At 62.8% G+C, this 25,335-nt stretch carries 25 protein-coding genes; 14 read left to right on the top strand and 11 right to left on the bottom strand.

All coding sequences use genetic code 11. The annotated features are described in order from the left end of the window. The first annotated feature begins 58 nt into the window (after positions 1-58). The 5 genes from AAF563_02325 to AAF563_02345 all read left to right on the top strand — a co-directional run bounded on the left by AAF563_02325 (position 59) and on the right by AAF563_02345 (position 5,913). Entirely contained in the window at positions 59-1,294 is a 1,236-nt protein-coding gene (locus tag AAF563_02325; protein ID MEM7120083.1) for a cytochrome P450, read from the top strand. Next, on the top strand, positions 1,291-1,896 hold the full coding sequence (locus AAF563_02330) for a TetR/AcrR family transcriptional regulator (protein MEM7120084.1): 606 nt from the start codon (positions 1,291-1,293) through the stop codon (positions 1,894-1,896). The genes AAF563_02325 and AAF563_02330 overlap by 4 nt, the downstream gene beginning before the upstream one ends. 40 nt (positions 1,897-1,936) lie before the next feature. Further along, complete coding sequence (locus AAF563_02335; GenBank protein MEM7120085.1) at positions 1,937-2,770, top strand: phytanoyl-CoA dioxygenase family protein; 834 nt, start codon at positions 1,937-1,939, stop codon at positions 2,768-2,770. A gap of 118 nt (positions 2,771-2,888) precedes the next feature. Next, positions 2,889-3,800, top strand: a complete 912-nt coding sequence (locus tag AAF563_02340; protein ID MEM7120086.1) for a phytanoyl-CoA dioxygenase family protein — start codon at positions 2,889-2,891, stop codon at positions 3,798-3,800. Positions 3,801-3,900: 100 nt separating this feature from the next. Next, positions 3,901-5,913, top strand: coding sequence for an FAD-dependent oxidoreductase (locus tag AAF563_02345; GenBank protein MEM7120087.1), 2,013 nt, complete (start codon positions 3,901-3,903; stop codon positions 5,911-5,913). Between the two features lie 78 nt (positions 5,914-5,991). Here AAF563_02345 and AAF563_02350 read toward each other — a convergent pair whose 3' ends face one another. From AAF563_02350 to AAF563_02360, 3 genes are all read right to left on the bottom strand, one after another. Then, positions 5,992-6,867, bottom strand: a complete 876-nt coding sequence (locus AAF563_02350; GenBank protein MEM7120088.1) for an SMP-30/gluconolactonase/LRE family protein — start codon at positions 6,865-6,867, stop codon at positions 5,992-5,994. 177 nt (positions 6,868-7,044) lie between these two features. After that, entirely contained in the window at positions 7,045-7,521 is a 477-nt protein-coding gene (locus tag AAF563_02355) for a YbaK/EbsC family protein (protein ID MEM7120089.1), read from the bottom strand. 20 nt (positions 7,522-7,541) lie between these two features. Then, positions 7,542-8,222, bottom strand: a complete 681-nt coding sequence (locus AAF563_02360; protein ID MEM7120090.1) for a hypothetical protein — start codon at positions 8,220-8,222, stop codon at positions 7,542-7,544. Between the two features lie 122 nt (positions 8,223-8,344). Here AAF563_02360 and AAF563_02365 point away from each other — a divergent pair, with 122 nt between their 5' ends. From AAF563_02365 to AAF563_02380, 4 genes are all read left to right on the top strand, one after another. Then, the gene (locus tag AAF563_02365) at positions 8,345-9,013 is read left to right on the top strand and encodes a class I SAM-dependent methyltransferase (GenBank protein MEM7120091.1); all 669 of its coding nucleotides are present in this window, start codon (positions 8,345-8,347) and stop codon (positions 9,011-9,013) included. Between the two features lie 103 nt (positions 9,014-9,116). Further along, positions 9,117-9,590 (top strand): hypothetical protein, encoded by a 474-nt coding sequence (locus AAF563_02370; protein MEM7120092.1) that lies wholly within the window; start codon positions 9,117-9,119, stop codon positions 9,588-9,590. Positions 9,591-9,619: 29 nt separating this feature from the next. Next, positions 9,620-10,045, top strand: a complete 426-nt coding sequence (locus tag AAF563_02375) for a GFA family protein (protein MEM7120093.1) — start codon at positions 9,620-9,622, stop codon at positions 10,043-10,045. 139 nt (positions 10,046-10,184) lie between these two features. Continuing rightward, positions 10,185-10,736, top strand: a complete 552-nt coding sequence (locus AAF563_02380; GenBank protein MEM7120094.1) for a DUF805 domain-containing protein — start codon at positions 10,185-10,187, stop codon at positions 10,734-10,736. Between the two features lie 13 nt (positions 10,737-10,749). Here the strand turns inward: AAF563_02380 and AAF563_02385 are convergent, their stop codons facing one another. The 5 genes from AAF563_02385 to AAF563_02405 form a co-directional block, all read right to left on the bottom strand. Further along, positions 10,750-11,346, bottom strand: a complete 597-nt coding sequence (locus AAF563_02385; GenBank protein ID MEM7120095.1) for a lipocalin family protein — start codon at positions 11,344-11,346, stop codon at positions 10,750-10,752. A 112-nt stretch (positions 11,347-11,458) separates the two neighbouring features. Beyond that, the gene (locus AAF563_02390; GenBank protein ID MEM7120096.1) at positions 11,459-11,833 is read right to left on the bottom strand and encodes a carboxymuconolactone decarboxylase family protein; all 375 of its coding nucleotides are present in this window, start codon (positions 11,831-11,833) and stop codon (positions 11,459-11,461) included. Positions 11,834-11,993: 160 nt separating this feature from the next. Beyond that, positions 11,994-12,911 carry an ABC transporter permease subunit gene (locus tag AAF563_02395; GenBank protein ID MEM7120097.1) on the bottom strand — a complete coding sequence of 306 codons (918 nt, stop codon included), beginning with the start codon at positions 12,909-12,911 and terminating at the stop codon, positions 11,994-11,996. Then, entirely contained in the window at positions 12,908-13,942 is a 1,035-nt protein-coding gene (locus AAF563_02400; GenBank protein ID MEM7120098.1) for an ABC transporter permease subunit, read from the bottom strand. The genes AAF563_02395 and AAF563_02400 overlap by 4 nt, the downstream gene beginning before the upstream one ends. 80 nt (positions 13,943-14,022) lie before the next feature. Next, on the bottom strand, positions 14,023-15,624 hold the full coding sequence (locus AAF563_02405) for an ABC transporter substrate-binding protein (GenBank protein ID MEM7120099.1): 1,602 nt from the start codon (positions 15,622-15,624) through the stop codon (positions 14,023-14,025). A 558-nt stretch (positions 15,625-16,182) separates the two neighbouring features. Here AAF563_02405 and AAF563_02410 point away from each other — a divergent pair. The 3 genes from AAF563_02410 (at position 16,183) to AAF563_02420 (ending at position 18,349) form a co-directional block, all read left to right on the top strand. After that, positions 16,183-16,836 carry a glutathione S-transferase family protein gene (locus tag AAF563_02410; GenBank protein ID MEM7120100.1) on the top strand — a complete coding sequence of 218 codons (654 nt, stop codon included), beginning with the start codon at positions 16,183-16,185 and terminating at the stop codon, positions 16,834-16,836. A gap of 168 nt (positions 16,837-17,004) precedes the next feature. Further along, the gene (locus AAF563_02415) at positions 17,005-18,042 is read left to right on the top strand and encodes a cobalamin-independent methionine synthase II family protein (GenBank protein MEM7120101.1); all 1,038 of its coding nucleotides are present in this window, start codon (positions 17,005-17,007) and stop codon (positions 18,040-18,042) included. A 154-nt stretch (positions 18,043-18,196) separates the two neighbouring features. Further along, positions 18,197-18,349: a hypothetical protein gene (locus AAF563_02420; GenBank protein ID MEM7120102.1), complete on the top strand. Its 153-nt coding sequence runs from the start codon at positions 18,197-18,199 to the stop codon at positions 18,347-18,349. A 398-nt stretch (positions 18,350-18,747) separates the two neighbouring features. Here AAF563_02420 and AAF563_02425 read toward each other — a convergent pair whose 3' ends face one another. The 3 genes from AAF563_02425 to AAF563_02435 all read right to left on the bottom strand — a co-directional run bounded on the left by AAF563_02425 (position 18,748) and on the right by AAF563_02435 (position 22,626). After that, a complete protein-coding gene (locus AAF563_02425) occupies positions 18,748-19,485 on the bottom strand; it encodes a glycerophosphodiester phosphodiesterase family protein (GenBank protein ID MEM7120103.1) in 738 nt (245 codons plus the stop codon). 8 nt (positions 19,486-19,493) lie between these two features. Then, positions 19,494-20,657 carry an acyl-CoA dehydrogenase family protein gene (locus AAF563_02430; GenBank protein ID MEM7120104.1) on the bottom strand — a complete coding sequence of 388 codons (1,164 nt, stop codon included), beginning with the start codon at positions 20,655-20,657 and terminating at the stop codon, positions 19,494-19,496. 73 nt (positions 20,658-20,730) lie between these two features. After that, positions 20,731-22,626 carry an SRPBCC family protein gene (locus AAF563_02435; GenBank protein MEM7120105.1) on the bottom strand — a complete coding sequence of 632 codons (1,896 nt, stop codon included), beginning with the start codon at positions 22,624-22,626 and terminating at the stop codon, positions 20,731-20,733. A 220-nt stretch (positions 22,627-22,846) separates the two neighbouring features. On the opposite strand from AAF563_02435, the gene AAF563_02440 reads away from it, so the two are divergent. Together AAF563_02440 and AAF563_02445 are read left to right on the top strand one after the other, a co-directional pair. Next, positions 22,847-23,971 carry an extracellular solute-binding protein gene (locus AAF563_02440; protein MEM7120106.1) on the top strand — a complete coding sequence of 375 codons (1,125 nt, stop codon included), beginning with the start codon at positions 22,847-22,849 and terminating at the stop codon, positions 23,969-23,971. A gap of 80 nt (positions 23,972-24,051) precedes the next feature. After that, positions 24,052-25,323, top strand: a complete 1,272-nt coding sequence (locus tag AAF563_02445) for an FAD-binding oxidoreductase (protein MEM7120107.1) — start codon at positions 24,052-24,054, stop codon at positions 25,321-25,323. Positions 25,324-25,335: the final 12 nt, after the last annotated feature.

The following is a 25,335-nucleotide window of genomic DNA, read 5'->3' on the forward strand; positions in this document are numbered from 1 at the left end:
TATTGACTCCCGGTCATTAACATCTTACTTAATGACCCACAGTCAATAGAGGGCCGTCATGTTCGACAAAATGAAGCTGCAGATGAAGGCCGGCATGGCGTTTCGCGGCGCCGGTGCCGGTCTGTTCGCGCCTGACAGGATTGACGAGGCAATCGCGCTATATGACGAGATCCGCAAGGTCGACCCCGTCTTTAAGTTGGACTCCCATACCTGGCTCCTGTCGCGCTACGACGATGCCAAGGCGGTGCTGCGCGACACCCGCTTCAGCAACAATGACGGATCGGATGTAAGCGACGCCGAAGACGACCAGGGCTATCACACCCTGACGCGCTCGATGCTGTATCTCGACCCGCCCGACCACACCAGGCTGCGCCGTCTGGTCCAACAGGCGTTCCAGCCCCGGCACATCAATCAGCTTGAGGGTGCGATCGAAGAGGCCGTCGACGGGTTGCTCGATGCGGCGGTACCGAAGGGCCACATGGACCTGATGGCCGAGCTCGCTCATCCGCTGCCCGTCTGGGTGATCTGCACGATGCTCGACGTGCCGCTGGAGGACCGCGATGAGATCCAAGCATTGGCGGTCGATTCAGCGTTGCTTCTGGATTACGAGTTTCTCGACGAGGCAACGCGCGAGCGCGGACTGAAGAACTCGCTCACGTTGCGCGCCTATTTTGACGACCTGATCGATAAACGACGCGCCAACCCGGGCGACGACATCATGAGCGGCTTGATCACCGCTGAAACGGATGGCCAGCGCCTGACACAGGATGAGTTGGTCTCGATGGCCGACCTGCTGTTCGTCGCCGGTCACGAAACGACCGTCAATCTGATCGGCAACGGCACCCGCGCCATGCTCGACCACCCGGGCTCGCTGGAACGGCTGGCGGCGGAGCCCGATCTGGTTCCTTCCGCTGTCGAGGAATGCCTGCGCTACACGCCGTCCGTGACGCTCAACGGCCGTATCGCGTCGGAGGAACTGACCATCGCCGACAAGACCGTCGAGAAAGGCAGCTACATCATCATCCCGACCGACGCGGTCAACCGCGACCCCCTGCGGTTTCCCGATCCCCATCGCTTCGACATCGCGCGCGCCGACAACGCCCACCTCACCTTTTCCATCGGCCCGCACATCTGCCTCGGCGCCTCGCTGGCCAGGCTCGAGGCGAAGGTCGCGTGGCGCAAGCTGTTGGCCCGCGTCCAGGATATCCAGGCGACCGCGCCGTCGCCGTGGCGCCCGCACGTCAACCTGCGCGGCCTTGAGTCCCTCAACGTGTCGTTTCGGGCGGCTTCATGAGCGCGCCCGCGCCCCGCTGGAACCGCCGCCCGGAGACGCGCCGCGACGAGTTGCTCGACGCGGCGACGTCGCTTCTGCAAAAGATGCCGCTGGCGCAAATCAAGGTTAGCGACATTACCGATGCCGCCGGCACCGCGAAGGGCACCTTCTACACCTACTTCAAGTCGAAGGAGGCGCTCTACCGCGCGCTCAACGAACGTTACCTGGACGGCCTGACGGCGGTGCGCGACAACGCCAAGGCCGCGGCCGCGAATAAGGACTGGCTCACCCAGCTCGACGACACCATCGCGGCGATGATCGACTACATGTACGTCAACGACGACCTGATCGAGGTGTGGGAGCGAGAGGGCTACAACACCGAGTACTACGATATCTTCGAGATCGGCACCAACCGCATCATCTCCGAGATCGCCGTCGATCTGGGCCGGAACGCGGCCGAGGGGCACATCACCTGTGACGACCCGCTGGCGACTGCCAACCTCATCGTTCACGCCATCGATGGCGCGGTCAGCCACGACATGACCGGGCGCAACCGCAATGCGCTTGGACCCCAACGCATGACGGCAGCGGCACAAGCCATGGTTCGCGCGATGCTGGCGTAGGCCTGTACATGAACACGGTAGAAAACAGGAGACAGACATCATGACGATCGAACGCTTGCCCGGCGATGCCGGCGTGCCGGAGATCACCACCGCCATCCTTCGCGACGGCGCCGCGATCGTCGAGGATATCGTATCGACGGATGTGACCGATCAGGTGCTGCGCGATCTGCGCGATCCCTTCGATACAGTCGGTCGAACGACCGAGAGCGACTTCAACGGCTATACGACACTGCGCGTCAACAGCATCCTTGATATCTCGCAAGCCTCGACCGGGCTCGTCGCGCACGACCGTATGCTGGAGATCCTCGATGCCCTCCTGCTGCCCCATTGCAAGGACTACCGGATCGGCAGCTGCACGGCGATCGAGATCCACCCAGGTGAGACCGATCAGCTGCTGCATCGCGATGACACCATCTACCCGATCGTGCTCCCCGGCCTCGAAACGCAGGTGTCGGTCATGTGGCCGCTGACCGACTTTACCGAGGAGAACGGCGCGACCCGCCTGATCCCCGGCAGCCACCGCTGGATGGAAGAAAGGCTGGCCAGGGATGACGACCCGGTGATCCAAGCGCCGATGACGCCGGGGTCGGCCCTGTTCTATCTGGGTTCGACCATGCATGGCGGCGGCGCCAACAACAGCAACGCGCCGCGCGCCGGACTGGTCAACACCTATGCGCTGGGCTGGCTGCGCCAGGAGGTGAATCAGTACCTCACTATCCCGCGCGAGACTGTCGAATCATTTCCTGAGCGCGTGCAGCGCCTGATCGGCTATGCCGGTCACGGCGACTTCCTGGGCTACTATCCCCGCGATAAGGGCCGCGTACCGCCAGCCGACATGATCGGCGCGACCGCAACCGATTGGACCAACGATTAGGCCATTTGGATGCTGTTCTCGGTTGCACCGGCAACCGTTCGTCACTTGCCAGTTGATTGTACAAGCGCGCCTTGCTCGGTACTCTCGATTGACAACACAGGCTTGAGAAGGGGCATCCATGGGGCAGATACAGTCAATCAGTCCGGACACGTCGGCCGAAACGGCGATGGAGATTCTGGAGCGCGACGGCGCCGTCATCTACGAGCGTGCGCTGGACGACACGGCCATGGATCGTGTCCAGGCCGACCTCGATCCCTATCTCGGCCGGTCCTATTACGGTGAGGGTGAGTTCTGGGGCTACAAGACCAAACGCATCTCCTCCCTGGTCGCCAAGTCGCCCGCGTTCGGCGAACTTGTCGCAACGTGTCCGGTGACGTTGAACGTCATGGACCTGCTGCTGGGACCCTATTGCGAACGTTACCAGCTGCATGTCACCCAGGCGGTCAACATCGGGCCGGGCGAGTCCGAACAGTTCCTGCACCGCGACGACGGTCTGCTGCCGTTCGTGCATCCGGGGCCGCAGGCGCTGTGCAACACCATGTGGGCGCTGACCGACTTTACCGAAGAGACCGGGGCGACCCGTGTCATCCCGGGCAGTCACGTATGGGACGACAAACGCATCCCGAATGACGATGACGAGGTCGTCCAGGCGACCATGCCGCGAGGCTCGGTGCTGATCTATCTTGGCTCGGTCTGGCATGGCGGCGGCGCCAACCGTTCGGCCGATAAGTGGCGCGCAGGCATGATCTGCGGCTACAGCCTGGGCTGGCTGCGCCAAGAGGAAAACCAGTACCTCGCCGTACCGCCGCACATCGCCAAGGACCTGCCCGAAGACGTCCAGCACCTGATCGGCTACAAGCTGCATGGCGCGTTCCTCGGCTGGGTCGAGGGCCAGGACCCGCACATTGTCCTGGAAGACGGCTACAGCGACGTCATGCCGGCAGCACCGGAAGGTGGCGAAGCCACCGAGGAGACGAAGTTCCTCAAAACCGCGACCATCGGTAAGCCGGAGTTCATCACCTTGGGCTGAGGTAACGGCAATCCGCCGTTATCCCATGATCTGACGACCGGCATCGTCCGAACCTAACGTGACTGCCGAAGCTTCCTTGTTCGACGCGAGATCGAATCCTATGCGTGATCCCAAGTACGACATTCTCTTCGAGCCCATCCAACTCGGCCCGGTGACCGCCAAGAACCGATTCTACCAGGTGCCCCACTGCTCCGGCATGGGCTGGCACCGGCCCAACACCTTGGCCGGCATGCGCGCCATGAAGGCCGAGGGTGGCTGGGGCGTGGTGTGCACGGAGTATTGTTCGATCAATCCGACATCCGACGACGGCGCTTTTCCCCATGCTCGCCTCTGGGATGCCGACGATCTGCGCAACCAGGCGCTGATGGCCGACGGCGTCCACGAGCATGGCGGTCTCGCCGGTGTCGAGCTGTGGCATGGCGGTAGCCGCGTCGCCAACCTGGATAGCCGCATGGCGCCCCTTGGTGTCGGTCCTGGCCGCGCGCCGTCGCAGTCCGGCGCCAACCATCCGGTCCAGGCGCGCCAGCCGGACAAAACAGACATCAAGAACCTCCGGCGCTGGCAGGGTGAAGCAGCGCGGCGCGCCATCGAGGCCGGGTTCGATGTCGTCTATGTCTACGCGACCCACGGTTATCTGCTCTCGGAGTTTCTGTACCCCGAGACAAACCAGCGCACGGACGAATACGGCGGATCGGTTGAGAACCGCGTGCGCATCGTGCGTGAACTGATCGAGGAGACGCTCGAGGCCGTCGCCGGCAAGGCCGCGGTCGCCACCCGCTTCACGGTCGATCTGGGGGACGAGGAGACCTACGAGTCCTTCTCGCTGATCAAGGACCTGCCCGATCTGTGGGACCTTACCGTCGACGACTACGGCATCGAGATGGGCGTCTCGCGCTTCGTCAAGGAAGCGGCCCTCGAAGACAGTGTCGCGCGCGCCAAGGCGATGACCTCGAAACCGGTCGTCGCGGTCGGTCGCTTCACCAGCCCCGATACCATGGCGCGGGTCATCAAGGCGGGCTCGCAGGACATGATCGGCGCGGCCAGGCCCTCCATCGCCGATCCGTTTCTGCCCAAGAAGATCGAGGAAGGGCGCCTGGAAGACATCCGTGAATGCATCGGCTGCAACATCTGCTACGCCCACGACACCTTGGGCATCCCCATCCGCTGCACTCAGAACCCGACCATGGGCGAGGAATGGCGCCGCGGCTGGCATCCCGAACACATCGAGCGCAGCGCGTCGCCGGCAAACGCCTTGATCGTCGGCGCCGGTCCGGCCGGCCTTGAAGCGGCGCGGGTCCTGGGCGAGCGCGGCTTCGATGTCATGCTTGCCGAGGCGACACGCGACCTCGGCGGCCGGGTGACCACCGAAAGCCGCCTGCCCGGTCTTTCCGAATGGGCGCGGGTGCGCGACTGGCGCACGACCCAACTCGACAAGCTGATGAACGTCGAGGTGTTTCGTGAGAGCCATTTGGCCGCCGATGATGTCATGGCCACCGGCGCCGAGTACGTCCTGATCGCAACGGGTTCGCAGTGGCGCACCGACGGCATCGGCAACAACCGCATGGAGCCGTGGGAAAACGGCGACGGCGCGCGAATTGTCGGCGTCGACGCGATCCTAGCAGGCGATGAAACGCCCGCCGGACGCGTGGTCATCTACGACGACGACCACTACTACATGGCATCGGTCGTGGCGCTGGCGCTCGTCCAACGCGGCAACGACGTCACCTTGGTCACGACCGCGCACCGGCCCGTCGCCTGGGGCTCCCATACAGCCGAGATCTCGCAGTCTAATGCCGCCCTGCGCGACGCCGGCGTGGACGTTGTCACCTATCACCGCCTGGACGCCGTCGCGCCCGGCGAGGCGACCGTTGCCTGCGTCCACAGCGACAAGACGCAGACGATCAAGGCCGACTGGGTGGTGCCGGTGACGAACCGCGAGCCGGCGGGCGACCTCTACGAGGACCTTTTGGCGCGCGCCAGCAATCTCTCCTTACACCGCATCGGCGATTGCGACGCGCCAGGCACCATCGCCGCGGCCGTCTACAGCGGCTACCGCACAGCGCTCGAGCTGGGCGAACCGGCAAGCGATCCACTCTACAGGCGCCAGCTCTAAGCCCTTCGCGGGACGAACGGGACACAGTTGTCCACCCCCTCTCCTCTTAAGAGCGAGCCGGAGCGATGGTCTTTGCTGTCAGCCGGCGAACTTCGGTTCCGGCAGACCTTTGGCGCCCAGACCGGTGACCGCGTAAATGCCGCCGGCATCCGGTTTTGACGGCCTCAGCCCGTCAATCTCGTCACCGATCGACGTGACATAGAGCACGTCCATGTCGTCGCCGCCGAACGTCAGACTGGTGACCATCTCGATCGGCGTTTCGATCAGCTCGTCCAGACTGCCGTCAGGCGCGAAGCGCGCGATGCAGCCGGTTTCCGTGAAGGTCGTCCAGAGATAGCCGTCCGCGTCGATGGTCCCGCCATCGGGCGTGGCGTTATAGGGCCGGGTGTCGAGAAAAACGCGCCGGTTGGCCAGCTCGCCGGTCTCGATGTCGTAGTCATAGGCGTAGATCGTGTGTTTGTTGCTGTCGGCAAAATAGAAAATGCTGTTGTCCGGGCTCCAGCACGGACCATTGGCGCAAATGAACCCGCGGTCGACGACCGACCAGCTGAGATCAGGATCAAGCCGGTAGAGCGAGCCCTTCGGTTCCTTGAACGACAGGTCCTCGCTGCCGGCGAAGAAACGGCCGCGTCGATCGGCCTTGCCGTCGTTAATGGTCGTATCCGTTTTCTCCGGTTCGGGCTCCACGATGGTCTCGCAGGTGCCGGTGTCGAAGTCGAAGAAGTGGAAACCGCGATCCATTGCGATGACGGCGCCACCCTTCTCGCGCAACGCCATGGAACCGCCGACATCACCGGGCAGTTCCCATCCGTCGATGTCACCCGAGCTGGGGTCGTACCGGAAAACGCCGGGTTGCAACAGGTCGAGCCAATAAAGAGTACCGTTGTCGTGATCCCAAAGCGGTCCTTCACCGAGCCGGTAGCTTGCCGTGCCAATTCGTTCGTAGTTCACCATCGCGTTTCCACCCACCCGTTTTGGTCATGACATCGGCTATGCCGGCCGCACGCCGCATGACTCAAGTCTAGGTGGGCACCGGCGCCCTACCATGTATGAACAGCCATGCATCGTTCGCGGCATGCGATGTATTGGTTGAATGCGCGAACCCGAAAAGGGATTGGCGGACGAAAAAACTTACACCTTCGCGACGTCGACAAAGGGCCCACCGGTCAGCGCCGCCAACTGGTCGGGTGTCAACTTGAAGACGGCGTTGGGCGTGCCGCCCGAGGCCCAGATCTCGTCGTGCTGCTGCAGGTCGTTGTCGAGCAGAACCAGAGGCGCCTGGTTATGACCGACCGGCGGCACCCCACCGATCGCAAAGCCGGTGGCGTCGCGCACGAAGTCGGCATCGGCCCGGCGAATTGTCATACCCAGCAGCCGGCCCACCTTCTTTTCGTCGACCCGGTTTGTGCCGCTGGCGATCACGAGGACGGGCCGATTGTCTTCCTTGGTGCGAAACAGAAGCGACTTGGCGATCTGCGCGACCGCGCAACCGATGGCCGCTGCCGCGTCATCCGCGGTTCTCGTACTCTCGTCGAACTCGAGCACCTCGAAACCGTCACCCAGCAACCCCTGAACACGAAGCGCGGTGGCATTGGTCACCTGTTTCATGGGTCTCCGACCAGCGCCGCCTAGCCGTTGAGCAGCGCCTCGACGGCATCCTTTGAAGCGCCGGACGCCAGGCCGCCGCCGTAGACGAACCCGATCGCGCGGCGATCGAAATCGGTCAGCCAGTCGGCCGGGTCGTCCCATGACATGACGCTTGCGACGCCGTTGCCCGGCACGCCGACCAGGCCCAGGGCTTTCATCGTTTCGCGCGCGACACCGCGTCCGATCTGGGTCTCCTCTTTCGACGTCACGAACATCATCGCCCCGGCGATGCCGCGTTCGAAGCTGAGCACGGAGATCTGACCGAAATTGTCCTGCTCTTGTTGGGCGGCGATGAAGTCCCGGGTCTTCTGATCGCGTTCCTCGGCGGACGCTCCGGGGAAGAACTTGGCCAGCAGCTCGGCATGACGTCCCGCTGCCTCCAGAGTGTTGTTGGCGACGATGAAGACAATGTTGACGTCACCGCCCTCGCGGTATTCGGCTTTCAGCTCAGAGGCGTCGCGGATCTCGTCGACCAAGGCCTCCAGGCAGACGCGGCCGGCCTCGCTGTCATCTTCGGCGACGACGAACTTCGGCACGCTCTCCCAACGCACCATCTGGCGCAGACCGAACTGACCGTCCGGCATTCTGGCGAACATCAAATTCAGCAGGGCTTCCCTCTCGTCTTCCGCGAAGTGGTGCCCAACAAGCGATGTGGTCGTCATTTTGTCCTACCCAACAACGTGAACGTCATCCAAAGACCCGTCATGGCGAGGGGATGATATATCGACCGGACCGTCCTATCCTGCGGTTTCTTCGTAACGACCCCCACGGGATGAGGATAACCATGTCGGAACGCGTGTTACAGATGAGCGATCCCCTGCACCAGTATCTTGTGGACGTCGCCGTCCGCGAACACCCGGTGCTGGCGGAGTTGCGTGAAGAGACGGCGACCATGCCCATGGGCATGATGCAGATATCGCCCGATCAGGGCCAGCTTATGGCCATGCTGGTGCGCCTGACCGGCGCGCGCCGGATTCTAGAGGTCGGCACCTTCACTGGCTACAGCTCTCTGTCCATGGCGCTTGCCCTGCCTGACGACGGCTCGATCCATGCGTTGGACGTCAGCGATGAGTATACGTCGGTCGCCCGGCGACACTGGGAGAAGGCAGGCGTCGCCGACAAGATCAGCCTGACCCTGGCGCCGGCGGCCGAAACTCTGCGCGGTTTCCTGGACGACGGCATGGCTGGCAGTTTCGATCTGATGTTCATCGATGCCGACAAGGAAAGCTACGATGCCTATTACGAGCACGGGCTGGAACTGGTGCGCGATGGCGGCGTCATTCTGGTCGACAATGTGCTTTGGGGCGGCTCGGTGATCGATCACGCCAAACAGGACGCCGATACCGCCGCGATCCGCGCTTTGAACCACAAGCTCAAACATGACGAGCGGATCGACCTTACCATGCTGTCCATCGGCGACGGCCTTACACTCGCGCACAAGCGGGCATCGTAGAGCAGATAGAATACGTCAATCTGCTCTACCTGTTTGGTTTTGGGCAGATCAACTTCGTCATGGGCGCAGAGGATTCGATCATTGGGGAAGGAAGGAATGCCACATGACAAACATTCTGTTTCGATTCGTGATTTTCGGTTTGGTCGCCGCGTTCCCCTGGGCCACGGCGTCAGCCGACGAGGTGACGGTGTCGGGATCAGCGACCTACATTCAAAGATGGGGTGAGACCATCACGCTGGAGAACGGCGGGCGATTGGAGCGTCTTCACCTCCAGGCCATCATCCACGACGACAACAACAGTCCGATCGACATGAACGCGCAGGACTGCACCGGCACTGCGGTTTACGACGCCGACGGCGCGTTCGTCATGAACACCGGCCATTGCCACGCGACCGACCTGGACGGCGACACCTGGTCCATGTGGTACCACCACACGCCCGACGGCAACACATGGGGTATCATGGGCGGAACGGGCAAGTTCGCCGGGCTCAGCGGTGGCGGGACGACGTTTGTCGAGACGATCCACGCCGACGGCCGCCTATTCCTGACCTATGAAGGAACCATCGCGACGCCTTAACGCAGGACGACCGCAAGGAGGCACGCATCATGTCGACAGTGACCGACGCCACGACCCGGACCGCTCAATGCGGCTGCGGGGCGCTTTCGTTTAACGTCAGCGGTGAGCCGAAACATGTTTACACCTGCAGCTGCACGAACTGCCAACGCGAAAGCGGCAGCGCCTTCACCTATTGCGCCATCTACTCGGATTCAGCGGTCAATACTCTTGGTGACCCCAAGCTGTGGCGTCGCAGCACGACGGAGTCAGGTCGCTGGATTGAATCCGGCTTTTGCCCTTCATGCGGCGTCACCGTGTTTTTCCGCATGGAAGCGTGGCCGAACGTGGTCGGCGTATCGGTGGGATGTTTCGCCGACCCCGGGTTCGCACAGCCAAGTCAACACTATTGGGCCTCGCGCAAGCACGCCTGGCTCAGTGTTCCCGACGGCACGGAGGTCCTGTCGTCACAAGACTGACACATCCGGCCAGCGCACCGAGACCCGGCGCCCCATACCGACGATGGGCGACGCAAACCTTCGGTTTCCGACGTTGAGGCGAATCCCGTTACTGGTGTAGCGTGCCCGCCTTCGGATCTGGCGCTGGAGGGATGCCGCAATGCCGTTACAGGAGCTGTTCTTTTCGTTTTCCGGTCGCATCAACCGCGCGACGTTTTGGACCCGCGCGATGCCGATCCTGTTCGTCTACAGCATGATCACCAATACGGTCGCGGCCATCGAAATCTATGAGACCGGCCAATACGGCGTCATCTCCATTGTCTTAAGCCTGATCGGGATTTGGCCGGCCCTGGCCGTAAACGTGAAACGACTGCACGATCGCGGGCGTTCCGGATGGTTCATTCTGATCGGTCTGATCCCCATTGTCGGTCCGATCTGGCTGCTCATCGAAACCTGGTTCCTGGGGAGCAAACCCGAAGCCAACCGCTTCGGCGAGGTGCCGACGAACCATGCATCGAGCGGCGCCGTGATCGGCGCCATCGCCACCATCGTCATCGCCATGATCGTCGCCGTCGCGGTCGTACTCTCGGTTGTCGACATCAGCGTACCCGCCGACATGGCCTACCCCGAAGCAACCAGCGGCGAGTCGTCGGTCGAACCTGAATCCGTGATGCCGGACGATTCGGAGGCCGCCACGTCAACGTCGAACTAGAGCGGAGCCTGAACTAACCGCCTGCCACTTGGCACAGCGGGCCCGTCTGATCGGGCGTCGTCATCATCAGCGTGCAGGTGTCGTAGCCCTCATCCTTCAGGATGCCGTCGACCGTCGCCAATGTCGCCGCATCCAGGGTCGGCGTGCGGGCGAGAACCCAGCCGTATTCGCGTGAGGGATGACCCACCACCGACCAACGGTAGTCGGGATCCAAGCCGATGATCCAGTAGTCTCCGCCGGTCGCCCACACCCACTCGCCGAAGACGTCAACGAACGTCACCTCAAGCTTGCCGTCCGTGGGATCACCCTGGAACCGAGCCCGGCCGTCTGCCTCGTCAAACGTGCCGTCGGCGATCTCGCAACGGTTCGTGACCGCGATCAGATCATCCTCGCCCGGCCCATAGGTCGCGGTGGTGTTTGCCACGCAGTCGCGCTGGAACCACACAGGGATCGCCGCGACCTGATGCCATTCACCGAGATAGCGGTCGACATCAAAACCGGAGACCGTATCCATCGACCCGTCGTTGCCGGATGCACACGCCGCCAGCAACAGACCAGTGGCGAACACAGCACTCAGGCGCGCGCGCCGAATCAGGTTGGCAAGTGTCACAGGTGTCTCCCGCTTTGGGTTCTTGTTATTGGACCCAATTTCTACGCAGCACGCGCCCGGGCCGATCAATTGTGATGTTGGGTCACCCAGAGGTGAGCGCAATACGCCCTGCTCAGGAGGCGTCCGAGAATGACAGCCCCTTCTCCGCCATCACCTCTTCCAAGGCCGCCAGCCCGTTCATGCCGGTCGGCCAGCCGGCGTAGTGGGCGACATGGATCATCACCTCACGCAGGGCTTCCGGCGAATGGCCGACATTGAGCGCGCCCTTCAGGTGGCCGCGAAGCTGGGTCCCCTGGGAGGTCGCGGTCAGGACCGCAACCGTGATCAAAGAGCGATCTTTGACCGGCAGGCCCTCGCGCGACCAGATCTCGCCGAACAGGTAATCGCAGGTCAGCTCCATCATGTCGTTGAAAGCCGGGCGGTCGCCGCCCCCGAGCGAACCGAAGAGTTGCTCAATCAACTTCTGACCTTTTTCGTGATCGCCCATCGTGCCACTCCTTTGCTGCCATGTCGGCCCCGGGAACCAGGGCATAGCGCGAGCAAATCAAGAAACCGGATCGGGCGCAAACGCAAACCCCGCGAACGACCTCTCCGTACCCCGTCTTCTCTGCGTAGTGGCCGCCAGGTCGTCCCGGCCCGATCCCGCCCTAGCTGCGCTTCAGCTTCGGGTCGAGTGCGTCGCGCAACCCGTCGCCCATCAAGTTAAAGGCCAAGACGGTGATCAGGATCGCTAGACCCGGGAACGTCACCACCCACCAGGCGCGCTGGATGAACTGCAGCGCGTCGGCCAGCATGGTGCCCCATTCGGGTGTCGGCGGCTGCGCGCCCAACCCCAAAAAGCCGAGCGCGGCGGCGTCCAAAATGGCGCTGGAGAAACCGAGCGTCGCCTGCACGATCAAGGGCGCCATGCAGTTCGGCAGCACGGTGACGAACATCAACCGAAACGGGCCGGCGCCGGCGACGCGCGATGCCGTGACGTAGTCGCGGCCCAGTTCGGCCAGCACCGCGCCGCGCGTGATCCGCGCGTAGTGCGGTATCACCACCACGGTCACGGCAATCATGGCGTTGATCAGGCCGGGCCCCAGGATAGCGACGATGACGATGGCCAAGAGCAGCGCCGGGAGTGCCAGCATGATATCCATCAGCCGCATGATGGCGACGTCGACGACACCGCCGAAGAAGCTGGCCAGCAGGCCAAAGGTGACGCCGACCGCGAGTGCCAGGGTAACGACGACGACGCCGATGATCAGCGACAGGCGCGCGCCGTAGATCAGCCGCGATAGAATGTCGCGGCCGACATCGTCGGTCCCCAGGATAAAGCGCGGATCGCCGCCCGCCCAGATCGGCGGCGACAGGAACGCGTCGCGGAACTGCTCGCTCGGCGCGTATGGCGCCAGCAGCGGCGCGAAGATCGCCACCGCGATAACAATCATGATCGTGATCAGGCCCAGCATCGCGCCCTTGTTGCGGCGGAACTGGCGCCAGAACAGGACCACCGGATGACGCGACGGCTCGGCCGGCGTCAGGGTGTCCGGCGTGTCGGTGGCGTTGACGCGGTCGGTCATGCCTGCCCCCTGGCGCCGCGCTCGGTGACATGGCGGATGCGCGGGTTGATGACGCCGTACAGCACATCGACCAGCAGGTTGACCGCCATGATGACGGTGGCAACCAGCAGCACCCCGCCCTGAACGGTCGGATAGTCGCGCCGTCTAACGGACTCGATCAGCCACTTACCGATGCCCGGCCACGAGAAGATCGTCTCGGTCAAGATGGCGCCGGCCAAGAGAATGCCGGTCGCCAGGCCGATCACCGTGACCACCGGGATCAGCGCGTTGGGCAGCGCGTGCGCGGTGACGACGCGAAGCTGCGACATCCCCTTGGCGCGCGCGGTCCTGACATAGTCCTCGCGCAGCACCTCCAGCATCGACGAACGGGTCATGCGCGCGATGATCGCCAGCGGAATGGTGCCCAACGCCACCGCCGGCAGGATCAGATGGCGCACCGCTGACCAGAACGCGCCCTTTTCATCGGACAGCAGCGTGTCGATCAGCATGAAGCCTGTCTGATGATCGACCCAGAAATGCGCGGAGATGCGGCCCGAGACTGGCGTCCATCCCAGATTGACGGAGAAGAACAGGACCAGCAGCAGCGCCCACCAGAAGATCGGCATGGAAAAGCCGGTGACAGCAACACCCATGACCGCGTAATCGGCGGCGGTCCCGCGTTTGACCGCGGCGATGACACCCAGCGGCAACCCCAGCACAATGGCGAAGATCATGGCGCAGACCGACAGCTCGACCGTCGCGGGGAAGCGGTCGAAGAACTCGCGCAGGACCGGTTCCTTGGTCACCACGGAGTCGCCGAAATCGCCCTGGACGATACCCAGCAGATAGTCGCCGTACTGCACCAAAAGCGGCTGGTCGAAACCGAACTTGGCCTTCAGTTCGGCGTGGCGTTCGGGCTCGATACCGCGCTCGCCCGCCATCATCTCGATGGGATCGCCCGGCACCAGCCGGATCAGCGCGAAGGTCAGCAGCGTCACACCCAGGAACGTGGGGATCAGCAGTCCGATCCTTCGGAGAACGAGCTTAAGCATGACCTATATTAACGGCAACGGGTGGCGGACGCGCACAGCATCCGCCACCCGAAGCCAGCAGCGCCCCCTAGTGGCCCTGCTTACTCGGCAAGATCGACGCCATAGAACGGATGACCGCCAAACGGATCGATTCTGTAGTCGATCACGTCGTTCGTCATCGGCATGAAGACGACCGAATGGGCGATCGTCACCCACGGCGCCTCCTCCTTGAAGATCACCTGGGCTTCTTCATAGAGGCGTGTCCGCTCGTCCGGATCACTGCTCTGCTTGGCCTGCTGCAGAAGGCCGTCGAACGGCTCGTGACACCAGCGCGCACGGTTCGCGCCATCCGCGGCGGCGCAACCCAGCAGGACATGCAGGAAGTTGTCGGGATCGCCGTTGTCGCCGGTCCAACCCAACAGCAGCATTTGATGCTCACCGTTCCGCGATCGGTCCAGATACTCGCCCCACTCAAAGGTCACGATCTCGGCCTCGATGCCGATTTCGGCGAGGTCGGCCTGCATCAGCTCGGCCATGCGTTCGGCGTTCGGGTTATAGGGCCGCTGCACCGGCATCGCCCACAGGTCCGTCGAGAAGCCGTCGGGATAGCCGGCTTCGGCCAGCAATGCCTTGGCCTTTTCGGGATCGTACTCGTAGTCGGTGATGGCGTCGTTATAGGACCAGATTGTCGGCGGGATCGGGTTCTTGGCTTTCACGCCGGCACCCAGATAGACGGCTTCGATGATCGCGTCGCGATCGATCGCCATGTTGATGGCCTGGCGCACGCGCACATCGGTGAACGGATCCTTCTCCGTGTTCATGGCCAGATAGCCGACGTTCAGGCCTTCCTGCTGCATCACGTTGATGTCTGGATCGGCCATCATGGCTTCCAGATCAGCCGGGTTGGGATACGGCATGATGTGGCATTCGCCGGCCTGCAGCTTGTTGTAGCGCTGGGTCGGATCGATCGTGATCAGGAAGACCAGCCGGTCGATCGGGGCGCGCCCGCGCCAATAGTCGTCAAAGGAGCGATAGTCGATGCGCTCGTCCTTGACGTAGCGCACCATCTGGAAGGGGTCGGTGCCGATCGGCTCCAGGTCGAACGTATCGGGCGTGCCGGCCGCCATCATGGCATCGGCATACTCCGCCGACATGATGGACGCGAAATCCATGCCCAGATTGGCGATCATCGGCGCTTCGGGCTGGTTCAAGGTCATGACCACCGTCATGTCGTCGGTCTTCTCGACCGACTTCAGAAGGTTCGGCATGTCCATGCCCTGGAAGTACTCGTAACTGCCGCCGGACACGTTGTGATAGGGGTGCTCGGGATCGAGCTGACGGTTGAAGCTGAACAACACGTCGTCGGCGTTGAAATCGCGGGTCGGCGTGAAGTTGTCGCTTGACTGCCACTTCACACCAGGCCGCAGGTGAAACGTGTAGACAAGGCCGTCGTCGGAGACTTCCCAGCTTTCCGCCAGGGCCGGTTCAATGTTTGTCGAACCGCGCTCGAACTCGACCAGTCTGTTGAAGACATTGCGTGAGGATGCGTCAAACGTCGTACCGGCTGTATAGAGCGAAGGATTGAAACCTTCCGGGCTCGCTTCCGAACAGTAGACAAGTGTCTTTTCTGCTTGGGCTTCGCCCGCGGCAATACCAAAGGTCGCCAGCGCCGCGACCAGCGCTGTCAGCAACTTGTTGTTCATGTTACCTCCGTAAGACGAATGACAGGGGCGAGTAAATCGCGCGTCATTCAACCACCCTTATCTGCCCCTAAAGAGTGATTAAACCGTACCTGAATCGGGGTCAACGGATGTATGGCTCGTGTAAACTTGCCATCACATAGAAATGTGACGCGAAACCAACAAACGATATACAAGTTTAAAATTCGGCAAACGCGTGATGCACAACCCAGCATGTTGCAACGCATCATGGGACAAAACTTTAGAATGGCATTAACAAACGCCATCAATCTGGCGGCATGTTGCCGGAACGCACGCGCCACATCGACCATCCGTCGTGCTCGGGGGTCGATTCAAGATCGGGCGCGATAGAAATCGCGACGAAATCATGGATAAGAAGGCCGAATGTCAGGCGGGAAGCCCTGAAGACGAAGTATTCCGCAAGGAACTCTTGAAGTTATCCAAGGCGACGACCTTGGTGCGCTGGCGCAGACGGGAAAAATGTCGGGGCGTCTTGCTCGAAGACTGCGCACAGACGTAAACACGGGCCCATAGGCGCCATCGATCGAGGGAGACATGACCATGCTGAAAGTCTGGGGACGCGCGACATCATCGAACGTGCAAAAGGTCATGTGGGCCATCGGAGAGCTTGGCCTTGACCACGAGCGCATCGATCTGGGCGGCCAGCATGGCGGGCTCGATACGGATGCGTACGGCAAGCTTAATCCGAACCGGGTCGTGCCGACCCTGGAAGACCGCGGCCGGGTGATCTGGGAATCGAACGCCATCGTGCGCTACATCGCCGCGCAATACGGTGCCGGCTCTCTGTGGCCACAGGACCCAGGCGAACGCGCGTTGGCCGATATGTGGATGGACTGGGCGGCGACGACGATCCGCGACGACTATGTGACAGTGTTCTTCGGCCTGGTCCGTATCCCGCCCGAACACCGCGACATGGATGCCATCAACAGAGCGATCGTCCGACTAAATGGGATCTACGCCAAGCTGGACGCCCATCTTGCCGGACGCGACTTCATCGCGGGCGATCACCTGACCATGGGCGACATTCCCGCCGGCATGACGCTGTTTCGTTACTATGACATGCCGCTGGATCGCCCTTCGCTGCCCAACCTGGAAGCATGGTATGCCCGCCTTCAGGAACGCGCGGCGTATCGCGAGCACGTCATGGTGAGTTACGAAAGCCTGCGCAACGACACGATCCCCCAGAACGACTGAGGCGGCCATACCCTCGCCCGCTTGACCTGAAACCGAGGACGGCACCGTCACGATGGGGTCATAGGGTTCGGGCACACGCCAGCGACCGTGCTCGCAGGAAGCGCCTTCGTGTTGCGGCCACAAGGGTGGCCGTCCAGGATGGCGCTGAGACTTTAGGAGTTTCAGATCATGCCGCTCTTGACCACGACCATCGGCGCCTTCCCCAAACCGGATTATGTGCCGCGCCGCGCCTGGTTTCACGACGTCGCGGCGGTCGGTGAGGCAGACGGCGACGATCTGAACGACGAGCAGGTTCTGGCCATCCATGATCGCGCCACGATCGACGTGGTCGAGGCGCAGGCCGACGCCGGCATCGACATACCGACCGACGGCGAGGTGCGCCGCGAAAACTATATCCACTACCACTGCCGCCACATGACCGGCTTCGAACCGGAGACGTTGACCGAGCGCGCCATGCGCAACGGCGCCTGGGTCGATGCGGTGCCCACCTTCACCGGCCCGATCAAGCCGACCGAGCCGTTTCTGCCGCGCGACTACCAGGTCGCCCAGGCCGCCACCGACCGGCCGGTGAAGATCACCGTCCCCGGGCCGCTGACCATTTCCGATTCAACGGCCGACCTGCACTATGGCGACGTGAAGGCCTGGTGCGGCGACCTGGCAGACGCCTTGAACGCGGAAATCCTGGCCTTGGCAGAAGCCGGCTGCCGGCACATCCAGGTCGACGAGCCGCTGTTTGCGCGCTTGCCCGATCAGGCTCTCGACTACGGTGTCGAAAACCTGGAGCGCTGTTTCCACGGCGTGCCCAGGCAGGTGACCCGCACCATGCACATGTGCTGCGGCTATCCCGACAAGCTGGACGAGACCGACTATGTGAAGGCCGACCCCGAGGTTTATCAGCGGCTGGCCGGCGCCCTCGACGCAGCGGCGATCGACGCGGTGTCATTGGAGGATGCCCACCGGCATAACGACCTGTCTCTGCTGGAAAAATTCCAGTCGACCAAGGTGATTTTCGGCGCCGTTGAGATCGCGTCGAGCCAGATCGAGACCGTCGAACACATCAGCGCCCGGCTCGAGCAGGCCCTGCAGCACATCGACGCCGACCGGCTGCTCGCCGCGCCCGATTGCGGTCTAATCATGCTGGGCCACGATCTCGCCGTCGCCAAGCTCAAGAATCTCGCCGAAGCCGCCCATAGCATCCCGACATGAGCCTGTTTCCGATGTGATCGCCGACACATTGAATAAACGCATGGCAGACCCACATATTCGGCAGTTCTCCAACGGTGTCGGCCGCCCACATCATGGAGCCCTGGATGTTGACGAGACGTCATAACGACGGCCAGCCCAGCGAAAGGAGTTCGCCATGAGCAAGTTTTTCAAGAAGCATGATGCGAGCCACGCTCGCAACACGGACAAGTACGACCGGCGCGACCACGGCGGGTCGAACGGATCGACCGTAACAAGCGCCCTGATCGAGACCGTCTGGAACCCATTCTTCGTGCTCGGCCGCCGCTAAGGCGCCGCCAACCACCCCATCCTCATCCCGGCCAAGCACAGCGCGAGCCGGGATCCACGAACACGGTATCCGACGCGTTGGCCATGATCGCGCCAACGCGTCTTAGTGTGCGTTCTTGGCCCCTTGTGTGTTGCGGCAGTGCGATGATGGTCGCGGACGGAAGACCGTTCGGTACGTTTGCGAAAACCGCATCGACGCCGTGTGCACAGAGCGTGTCTTTCAGAACGCCCCGTGTAACGCGGCATACCCCCTCACCCTATTTCGGCTAGGGCGCTGGTGCGCCCAAGCCTGCGCATCCCTCTCCCTCAAGGGGCGAGGGAAACAAAAAAATGGACCCCCTCTCCCCTTGAGGGAGAGGGCCGGGGTGAGGGGTCGCGCGCGGCGGCGCGCCAGATAACTTACCTTAGCACCGGTAGGATGACGTCAGGCACGTCCGTGAACACCGCATCGACACCGCGCGCGAAGAGCGACTGGGCTTTCGCCGCGTCGTTGACCGTGTAGCAGACGACCTGACGGCCGGCCGCCTTGACGGCGCGGATCTGTGCGTCCGTGACCTGACGTTCGGAGAAATGCACGGACATGCAGCCGAGGACGCGCGCACCTATCGACCATTGCCAGCGCGACCGGCGCCATATATTCAGCCCGGTCGGCACGTCGGGCCGCGCCTGACGGAACCCCATCAGACAACGCAACACGAAGCTTGAGACCAGTGGCCTGGGACGACCGGGCGGCCATGCCTTGTCCAATGTCGCGCCGACGACACGGCCGGTGCGCCAGGCTTCGCCGGGGTTCGTCTTGATCTCGATGTTGGGGCGCATGCCGAGGTCGTGGATGGCGTCGAGCGCGTCGATCAGGGTCAGGACCCTCTCGCCGGCAAAGCGCGGATCAAACCACGCGCCGGCATCCAGTCGTTTCAGTTCGTCAGCTGTCTTCGCCGCGACCGGCCCGGTGCCGTCAGTGGTGCGGTCCAACGTGTCGTCGTGCACCAGAACCGGCACGCCGTCCTTGGACAGGCGCACATCGAACTCAACCCAGTCCAGGCCGAACGCGGCCGCCGCCTTGAACCCGGCGAGTGTATTCTCCGGTGCATGGGCGGCGGCGCCCCGATGCCCGATGACACGCGGCAGGTCGATCAATCGGCGCCTCAGGCGATCAGGGCGTCCTGGCCGCGCTTGGCCAGACTGTGGGCGATAATCATGCGTTGGATCTCCGAGGTGCCTTCCCAAATCCGATCGACGCGCAGTTCCCTATAATAGCGTTCGGCGACATTTTCACGCATGTAGCCGCGCCCGCCGAAAACTTGCACCGCGCGGTCGGCCACCCGGTTGGCCATCTCCGAGCAATAGAGCTTTGCCATGGAGCACATGGCGTGCTGCACCTTGACGTCCTCGCCATCGTCGATTGCCTGCGCCAGGCGGTAGACCATCAGGCGACCGGCCCAAAGTTCCGTCACGCAGTCGGCAAGCGGAAACTGCACCGCCTGGTTCTCAAAGATCGGTTTGCCGAACTGGACACGCTCCTTGGCGAACGCCGTCGCCTCGTCGATCAGCCGGCTCGCCGCGCCGCAGCAGCGCGCCGCGATGCCCAACCGTTCCTGACGGAACCATTCATAGGTCCAGGTGATGCCGTTGCCTTCGGGATCGATCAGGTTGTCAGCGGGCACCTTAACGTCGGTGAACTGCATGATCAGGTGGTGCGAGGGATAGGTGTGGGTATAGGCCGGCGTTCTGACGGTCTCGACGCCGGGCGTATCCTTGTCCAGATAGAACAGCGCATGCGTGCCGTCCTCCAGCTTGGCCTGGAAGATAAGGATGTCGGCCCTGTTGGCGCCGGTGACATGCCACTTAAGGCCGTTCAGCACATAGCCGTTGCCCTGCTTCTTGGCCGTCGCCTCGATGGCGTCGACGTCGGACCCGGCGCCTTCTTCCGTGATCGCGTAGCACTCATTCTTCGCGCCGGACAAAAGGTCCTTCACGTAGTGCTCCATCTGATACTCGGTCGCGGTGTGCAGCAGGAACGGCGACATGTCGTGATAGCACCAACCCAGCCCGTTCGTGGTGCGCCCGATCTCTTCCTGGATCACCGCAATCTCGATCATCGAGAGTTCGGCGCCGCCGTGTTCTTTCGGGATCGACGGCATGAAGAGACCCATTTCCTTGGTCATCTGTTTGTGCTTGGCGCGCACGTCTTCGGGGATCTCGCCGTCGTTCATCTCGGCGTGCACTTCCCAGGGGATGAGTTCGCTGTCGACAAAGGGCCGCAGTTTCTCCTGCCAGACGCGGGCGGACTCGGGCAGCGGATAGGACATGGTTCGCGCTCCTTGCGTGACGGTGCCGGCCGGTTGGCCCGGCCGCACCGGCCGCGTTGTTTTCGAATGGATGCTACTCTGCGGCCTCGGCGAAGCCTTTCGCAAGACGCTCATTGGCCTCGGCGACGGTGCCGCCGTTCGGCGCCACGTCCAACTCGGCAACCGGAAGGCGTGCGCGCACGTTGTTGTGGAAGGCCGCCAGGCAACGTTCCTTTTCGGAGAAGTAGCCTGTCGTGTAGGCGCCGGACTCCAGGCCCTGCTGCACGCGCAGGATGAGTTCGTCGTCCTCGTTCTGGACCTGGCTGTTGATTCGGTTGTTCAGCCAGCGCGCCGCCTTGACCTCGCGCCGTTCGTCGGCCAGGCCGAAGTTGCGCGAGCGCAGCACGCACTTGCCGGGCCCCAGGGGCACGACGTGGAAGAAGCTCACCTGATCGGGATAGATGTCGAACGACTGGTTGGGAAACAGGCTGTAATAGCTCCAACTGCGCTGGCGGTCGTCCGGCAGATGATCGAAGCGCGGCAGCAACCGCATGTAGAGCCCCTCGGCCCACTGGTTCGACGGCTTGTCGACCATCAACGAATGGGCGCGGCAGGTCGCGCGCTCGTCGGCATCGACCCAGTAGTTGGCGCCGAACATGCGGTAAAGACCGGGGTGGCCGACATTGATGTGATAACCCTCCAGGTAGTTATCCATCATGTTCTTCCAGTCGACGTCGATGACCTCGCCGACCCAGCACGAATCAATTGGCTGCAACTCGGCGAAGCGGTACGGCGCCAGCTCATCCTCATAGGCCGCCAGCAGTTCGCCGACGCGCGGGCCGCCGTCATCGGAAAGCCGGACGAAGATGAAGCCGTTCCACGTGTCGATCTCAACCGGCTTCAGGCCGAACTTCGCGACATCCAGATCGGGGAACGTTTCCTTGGCGGGCATTGCCTTCAGGCTGCCGTCATAGTTATAGGACCAGCCGTGATAGGGGCAGACGATGTTAAAACGGTGGTTGCCTTGGCGGCCGGGGCACAGACGCGCGGCGCGATGGCGGCACACGTTGTGAAATGCCCGGAACGTGCCCTGCTTGTCGCGGATCACGACGACACGCCGGTTGGCGTAATCCAGCGTCAGGTAGTCGCCGGGTTTCTCGAACTCGCTTGTGTGACCGACGATCTGCCAGGACGCGTCGATCAGATCGCTCATCTCCAGTTCGAAGAACTCGTTGTTGTTGTATGTCCAGGCAGGCAGCGTCTTGGTCGCGCCGGCCGGTGCGCTCGCTGATGTGCCGGGTGACGACGTGCCGGTCGGCGGCGATACCGGCTCCGCCGGACGCGCGGCATTCAGGTCCGTCACCTTGTCGTCGGGCTCGCCGCCAAAATCGTCGGGGAAGAACGCCGCCAACACCGCGATGATCGAACGGCGCACCTCGCTGCGGTCATAGGTCTCGCCATAGAACAACAGGTCGTACTGGAACCCCTGCTGCATGGCGCTCAGCGTGCGCGCGATGCGCGCGGCGTCCAGATGATCGAAACCGCGCGCGGCGATCAGCTCGGCGATCGGGCGGCGCAACTCGTCCTGAAAGCGGTCGTCCATGGCGCCACAAAGATCGCTATAGGTCTCGCGGCCCTTGGCCTCGGCCAGGAACGCGACCCAGGCCGCGGTACGATCAAGTGTCCAGTTGCGCGGGTGAAGGTCGGCGTCGACCAGCGCCAGGACACGCGCGGCCGGGTCGTCGCCAGCCGCTGCCAGACCGTCCTGCCAGATCGCCACGTAGCCATCGGCCAGATAGCGCATGGTCTCCAGGAACAACGCGTCCTTGCTGTCGAAGTAGAAGCCAACGATGCCACGCGACAATCCGGATTCGTCGGAAACATCGCTCAACGTGGTGCGCGCATAGCCGTGTTTGCTGATGGCGCGAATGGTGGCGTCGATAAGCTGCTGGCGGCGCTCGTCCTTGCGGTCGCGGGTGGTGTCGTTCATGGCAGTCATCTCAAGAATTGGCAGTTTTTAAGGTGATTGGAGACTACCACACTACTTGGCTGAACGTCCAGCCAAATCTTCACCTACCTGGCAGGAACCGGGCGTGACACGCGACTCGGCAAGATCCTTTACATGTCGTCTGCGGGGTTCAGACTGCGTGTATGCGGTCGCCACCGCCGCCGGTGACGGCCGCCTAAAACCCAACAAGGAGGCTGCCGTGATGAGGATGGAACTTTCCGAGTTTAAAGACCGCCTGGCATCGGGTTCGCTGACCCGCCGCGACATCAGCAAGGTGCTGGCTTCGGTCGGTCTGGTGACCGTCTCGATGCCGGTGATCAAGAACGCCGCCCATGCGGCGCCGACGATCCAGGTCTTCACCTGGTCCGGCTATGACGTGCCGGAGATGCACGGCACCTACACCGAGGCCTATGGTGCCTCGCCGGAGTTCTTGTTCTACGCTGACAACGACGAGGCGATTGAAAAGGTCCGTGCCGGTTATGCGCCGACGCTAGTACAGCCGACCAGCTACATGATCGGCCGCTGGCGAGACGCCGGCCTGCTCGTGCCGATCGATACCTCGCGGCTCTCCTACTATCCCGAGGTCTTTCAGCAGTTGAAGGATATCGGCGCCTTAAGTCACGACGGTCAGACCTATGGCGTACCGTTGGCGTGGGGCAACAGTTCGGTCCTGTTCCGCAAGGACCTGGCGCCGGAATACGTCGACAACCCGACCTGGGAGATCCTATGGGATCCGAAGTATGCCGGCCGTCTTGCCCAGCGTGACTCGATGGATGCCGGCGTTCTCGAAGCCGCGCTGATTTTGGGCATCGAGGATCCCTACAACATGTCGGACGCTGATCTCGAACGTGTTCGCGAGAAGCTGGTCGAGCAGCGCCCGCTGCTGCGCTACTACTGGAACAGCCAGGCCGACATTGAACAAGCCATCGCATCCGGCGAAATCGTCGCCGCCTATGCGTGGAACGACGCTTATGCGGCGCTGAAGCGCGAGGGCCATGACGTCGGCTATATGATTCCGAAAGAAGGTATTCTGACCTGGGTCGACACGACATGCATGATCAAGGACGGACCCGGCGACGAGGCCGAAGCCTATGACTTCATGAACGCGCTGATCTCGCCGGAAACCGGTGTCTTCCTGATCGAGGAGTACGGCTACGGATCGGTCAACGAGAAGTCCTATCCGCTGGCCAACCAGGAACTGCTGGTCGAACTCGGCATCGAGGATCCCGACAAGGTTCTGGCGCTGGGCGAGTTCTTCGACGAGTGGAACCCGCAAGTCCGCGAAAAGGCCAACATCATGTTCGAAGAGGTGAAGGCCGGCTTCTAACCGGTCCTCGCCTTTTACATTCTAACTGCCACGAAGACCCGGCGATCGAACCTATTGCCGGGTCCTGAGTGCGATTGTCGATGCTAAGTACCGATCCCTATTGGTGGGAGGCGGCGGCGCCACAAACTTCGGATCAAACGCCGCCGCCTACCGCCGAGATTGCCATCGTCGGTTCCGGCTTTGCCGGGCTGTCGGCAGCGTTGACCTTGGCACGCGGCGGCCGAAGCGTCGTTGTGTTGGACGCCGGCGCCATCGGCGGCGGCGCCAGTTCACGCAATGTTGGTTTTTTGGGCCACGAATTGCGCACGTCGCTGTCGCGCTTGACGGCACTGCACGGCCGATCGGAGGCGATCGAGATCGCGCGCGAGGGGATCGCCGCCCAGCGTTTTGCCATCCAGCGTATCAACGATGAAGCCATCGCGTGCGACCTCTGCGAACCCGGTCGTCTGGTTCCGGCTTGGCGCCCGTCCCATTACGGCGCCCTGGCCATCGATGCCGAGACCCAGTACCGCGCCTTCGGCATCGAGTTCGAGATGCTGGATGCCGATGCGCTGCGGCGCGAACTCGGCACAGACGCCTATTGCGGCGCCAAGCTGGTGCGCCGCTCCTTTGCGCTGCATCCCGGCAAGTTCGTCGCTGGCCTTGCCGAGCGCGCGGCGGATGCAGGGGCTGTTCTGGTCGACACCTGTCCGGTCGAGGCGATGGTCCCCGACCACGATGGCGTGAAGCTCCACACCGCGCGCGGTCCCCTTCTTGCGCGTGAGGTTCTGGTCGCCACCAATGGCTACACGGGCCGACTGACCCCGGACCTTCGCCGCCGGCTGCTGCCCGTCGGCAGTTATGTTGCGGCGACGGAAGAACTCAGCCCCGAACGGATGGCGCGGATCTTGCCGACCGGCCGGGTCGGCGTCGACACGCGGCATGTCTTTTCCGCTTTTCGCCCGTCACCGGATGGCAGCCGGCTGATCTTCGGCGGCCGCGCCTCGTTGCACAATCTGGACGCCCGCAGGGCCGCGACGATCCTGCGTCGCCAGATGGTGCGTCTGTTCCCCGACCTTGCCGATGTCGCGATAACCCACTCATGGAGCGGTTATGTCGCCTTCACGTTCGACCGGCTGCCCCATTTGGGCCGCAAGGGTCGCGTTCGACACGTCATGGGATTCAACGGCGCCGGTGTCGGCATGGCGACCTATCTCGGTCACCGGGCGGCTCTATCGATCCTTGGCGGCAACGAGCCGGAAAGCATCTTCGAACGCCACGATTTTCCTACCCGCCGCTTCTACTCCGGCAACACGTGGTTTTTGCCGCTCGCCTTCGCCTATTACAAACTCAAGGATCGTTTCGCCCACTGATCAGCAGCAAGG

This window comes from Pseudomonadota bacterium, from assembly GCA_039028155.1.
Taxonomy (GTDB): domain Bacteria; phylum Pseudomonadota; class Alphaproteobacteria; order SP197; family SP197; genus JANQGO01.

What these genes read in the sequence shown, in the direction of transcription:
- AAF563_02325 (MEM7120083.1), top strand. Translation starts at nt 59, where the DNA reads ATGTTCGACAAAATGAAGCTGCAGATGAAGGCCGGCATGGCGTTTCGC.
- AAF563_02330 (MEM7120084.1), top strand. Translation starts at nt 1,291, where the DNA reads ATGAGCGCGCCCGCGCCCCGCTGGAACCGCCGCCCGGAGACGCGCCGC.
- AAF563_02335 (MEM7120085.1), top strand. Translation starts at nt 1,937, where the DNA reads ATGACGATCGAACGCTTGCCCGGCGATGCCGGCGTGCCGGAGATCACC.
- AAF563_02340 (MEM7120086.1), top strand. Translation starts at nt 2,889, where the DNA reads ATGGGGCAGATACAGTCAATCAGTCCGGACACGTCGGCCGAAACGGCG.
- AAF563_02345 (MEM7120087.1), top strand. Translation starts at nt 3,901, where the DNA reads ATGCGTGATCCCAAGTACGACATTCTCTTCGAGCCCATCCAACTCGGC.
- AAF563_02350 (MEM7120088.1), bottom strand. Translation starts at nt 6,867, where the DNA reads ATGGTGAACTACGAACGAATTGGCACGGCAAGCTACCGGCTCGGTGAA.
- AAF563_02355 (MEM7120089.1), bottom strand. Translation starts at nt 7,521, where the DNA reads ATGAAACAGGTGACCAATGCCACCGCGCTTCGTGTTCAGGGGTTGCTG.
- AAF563_02360 (MEM7120090.1), bottom strand. Translation starts at nt 8,222, where the DNA reads ATGACGACCACATCGCTTGTTGGGCACCACTTCGCGGAAGACGAGAGG.
- AAF563_02365 (MEM7120091.1), top strand. Translation starts at nt 8,345, where the DNA reads ATGTCGGAACGCGTGTTACAGATGAGCGATCCCCTGCACCAGTATCTT.
- AAF563_02370 (MEM7120092.1), top strand. Translation starts at nt 9,117, where the DNA reads ATGACAAACATTCTGTTTCGATTCGTGATTTTCGGTTTGGTCGCCGCG.
- AAF563_02375 (MEM7120093.1), top strand. Translation starts at nt 9,620, where the DNA reads ATGTCGACAGTGACCGACGCCACGACCCGGACCGCTCAATGCGGCTGC.
- AAF563_02380 (MEM7120094.1), top strand. Translation starts at nt 10,185, where the DNA reads ATGCCGTTACAGGAGCTGTTCTTTTCGTTTTCCGGTCGCATCAACCGC.
- AAF563_02390 (MEM7120096.1), bottom strand. Translation starts at nt 11,833, where the DNA reads ATGGGCGATCACGAAAAAGGTCAGAAGTTGATTGAGCAACTCTTCGGT.
- AAF563_02395 (MEM7120097.1), bottom strand. Translation starts at nt 12,911, where the DNA reads ATGACCGACCGCGTCAACGCCACCGACACGCCGGACACCCTGACGCCG.
- AAF563_02400 (MEM7120098.1), bottom strand. Translation starts at nt 13,942, where the DNA reads ATGCTTAAGCTCGTTCTCCGAAGGATCGGACTGCTGATCCCCACGTTC.
- AAF563_02405 (MEM7120099.1), bottom strand. Translation starts at nt 15,624, where the DNA reads ATGAACAACAAGTTGCTGACAGCGCTGGTCGCGGCGCTGGCGACCTTT.
- AAF563_02410 (MEM7120100.1), top strand. Translation starts at nt 16,183, where the DNA reads ATGCTGAAAGTCTGGGGACGCGCGACATCATCGAACGTGCAAAAGGTC.
- AAF563_02415 (MEM7120101.1), top strand. Translation starts at nt 17,005, where the DNA reads ATGCCGCTCTTGACCACGACCATCGGCGCCTTCCCCAAACCGGATTAT.
- AAF563_02420 (MEM7120102.1), top strand. Translation starts at nt 18,197, where the DNA reads ATGAGCAAGTTTTTCAAGAAGCATGATGCGAGCCACGCTCGCAACACG.
- AAF563_02430 (MEM7120104.1), bottom strand. Translation starts at nt 20,657, where the DNA reads ATGTCCTATCCGCTGCCCGAGTCCGCCCGCGTCTGGCAGGAGAAACTG.
- AAF563_02435 (MEM7120105.1), bottom strand. Translation starts at nt 22,626, where the DNA reads ATGAACGACACCACCCGCGACCGCAAGGACGAGCGCCGCCAGCAGCTT.
- AAF563_02440 (MEM7120106.1), top strand. Translation starts at nt 22,847, where the DNA reads ATGAGGATGGAACTTTCCGAGTTTAAAGACCGCCTGGCATCGGGTTCG.
- AAF563_02445 (MEM7120107.1), top strand. Translation starts at nt 24,052, where the DNA reads ATGCTAAGTACCGATCCCTATTGGTGGGAGGCGGCGGCGCCACAAACT.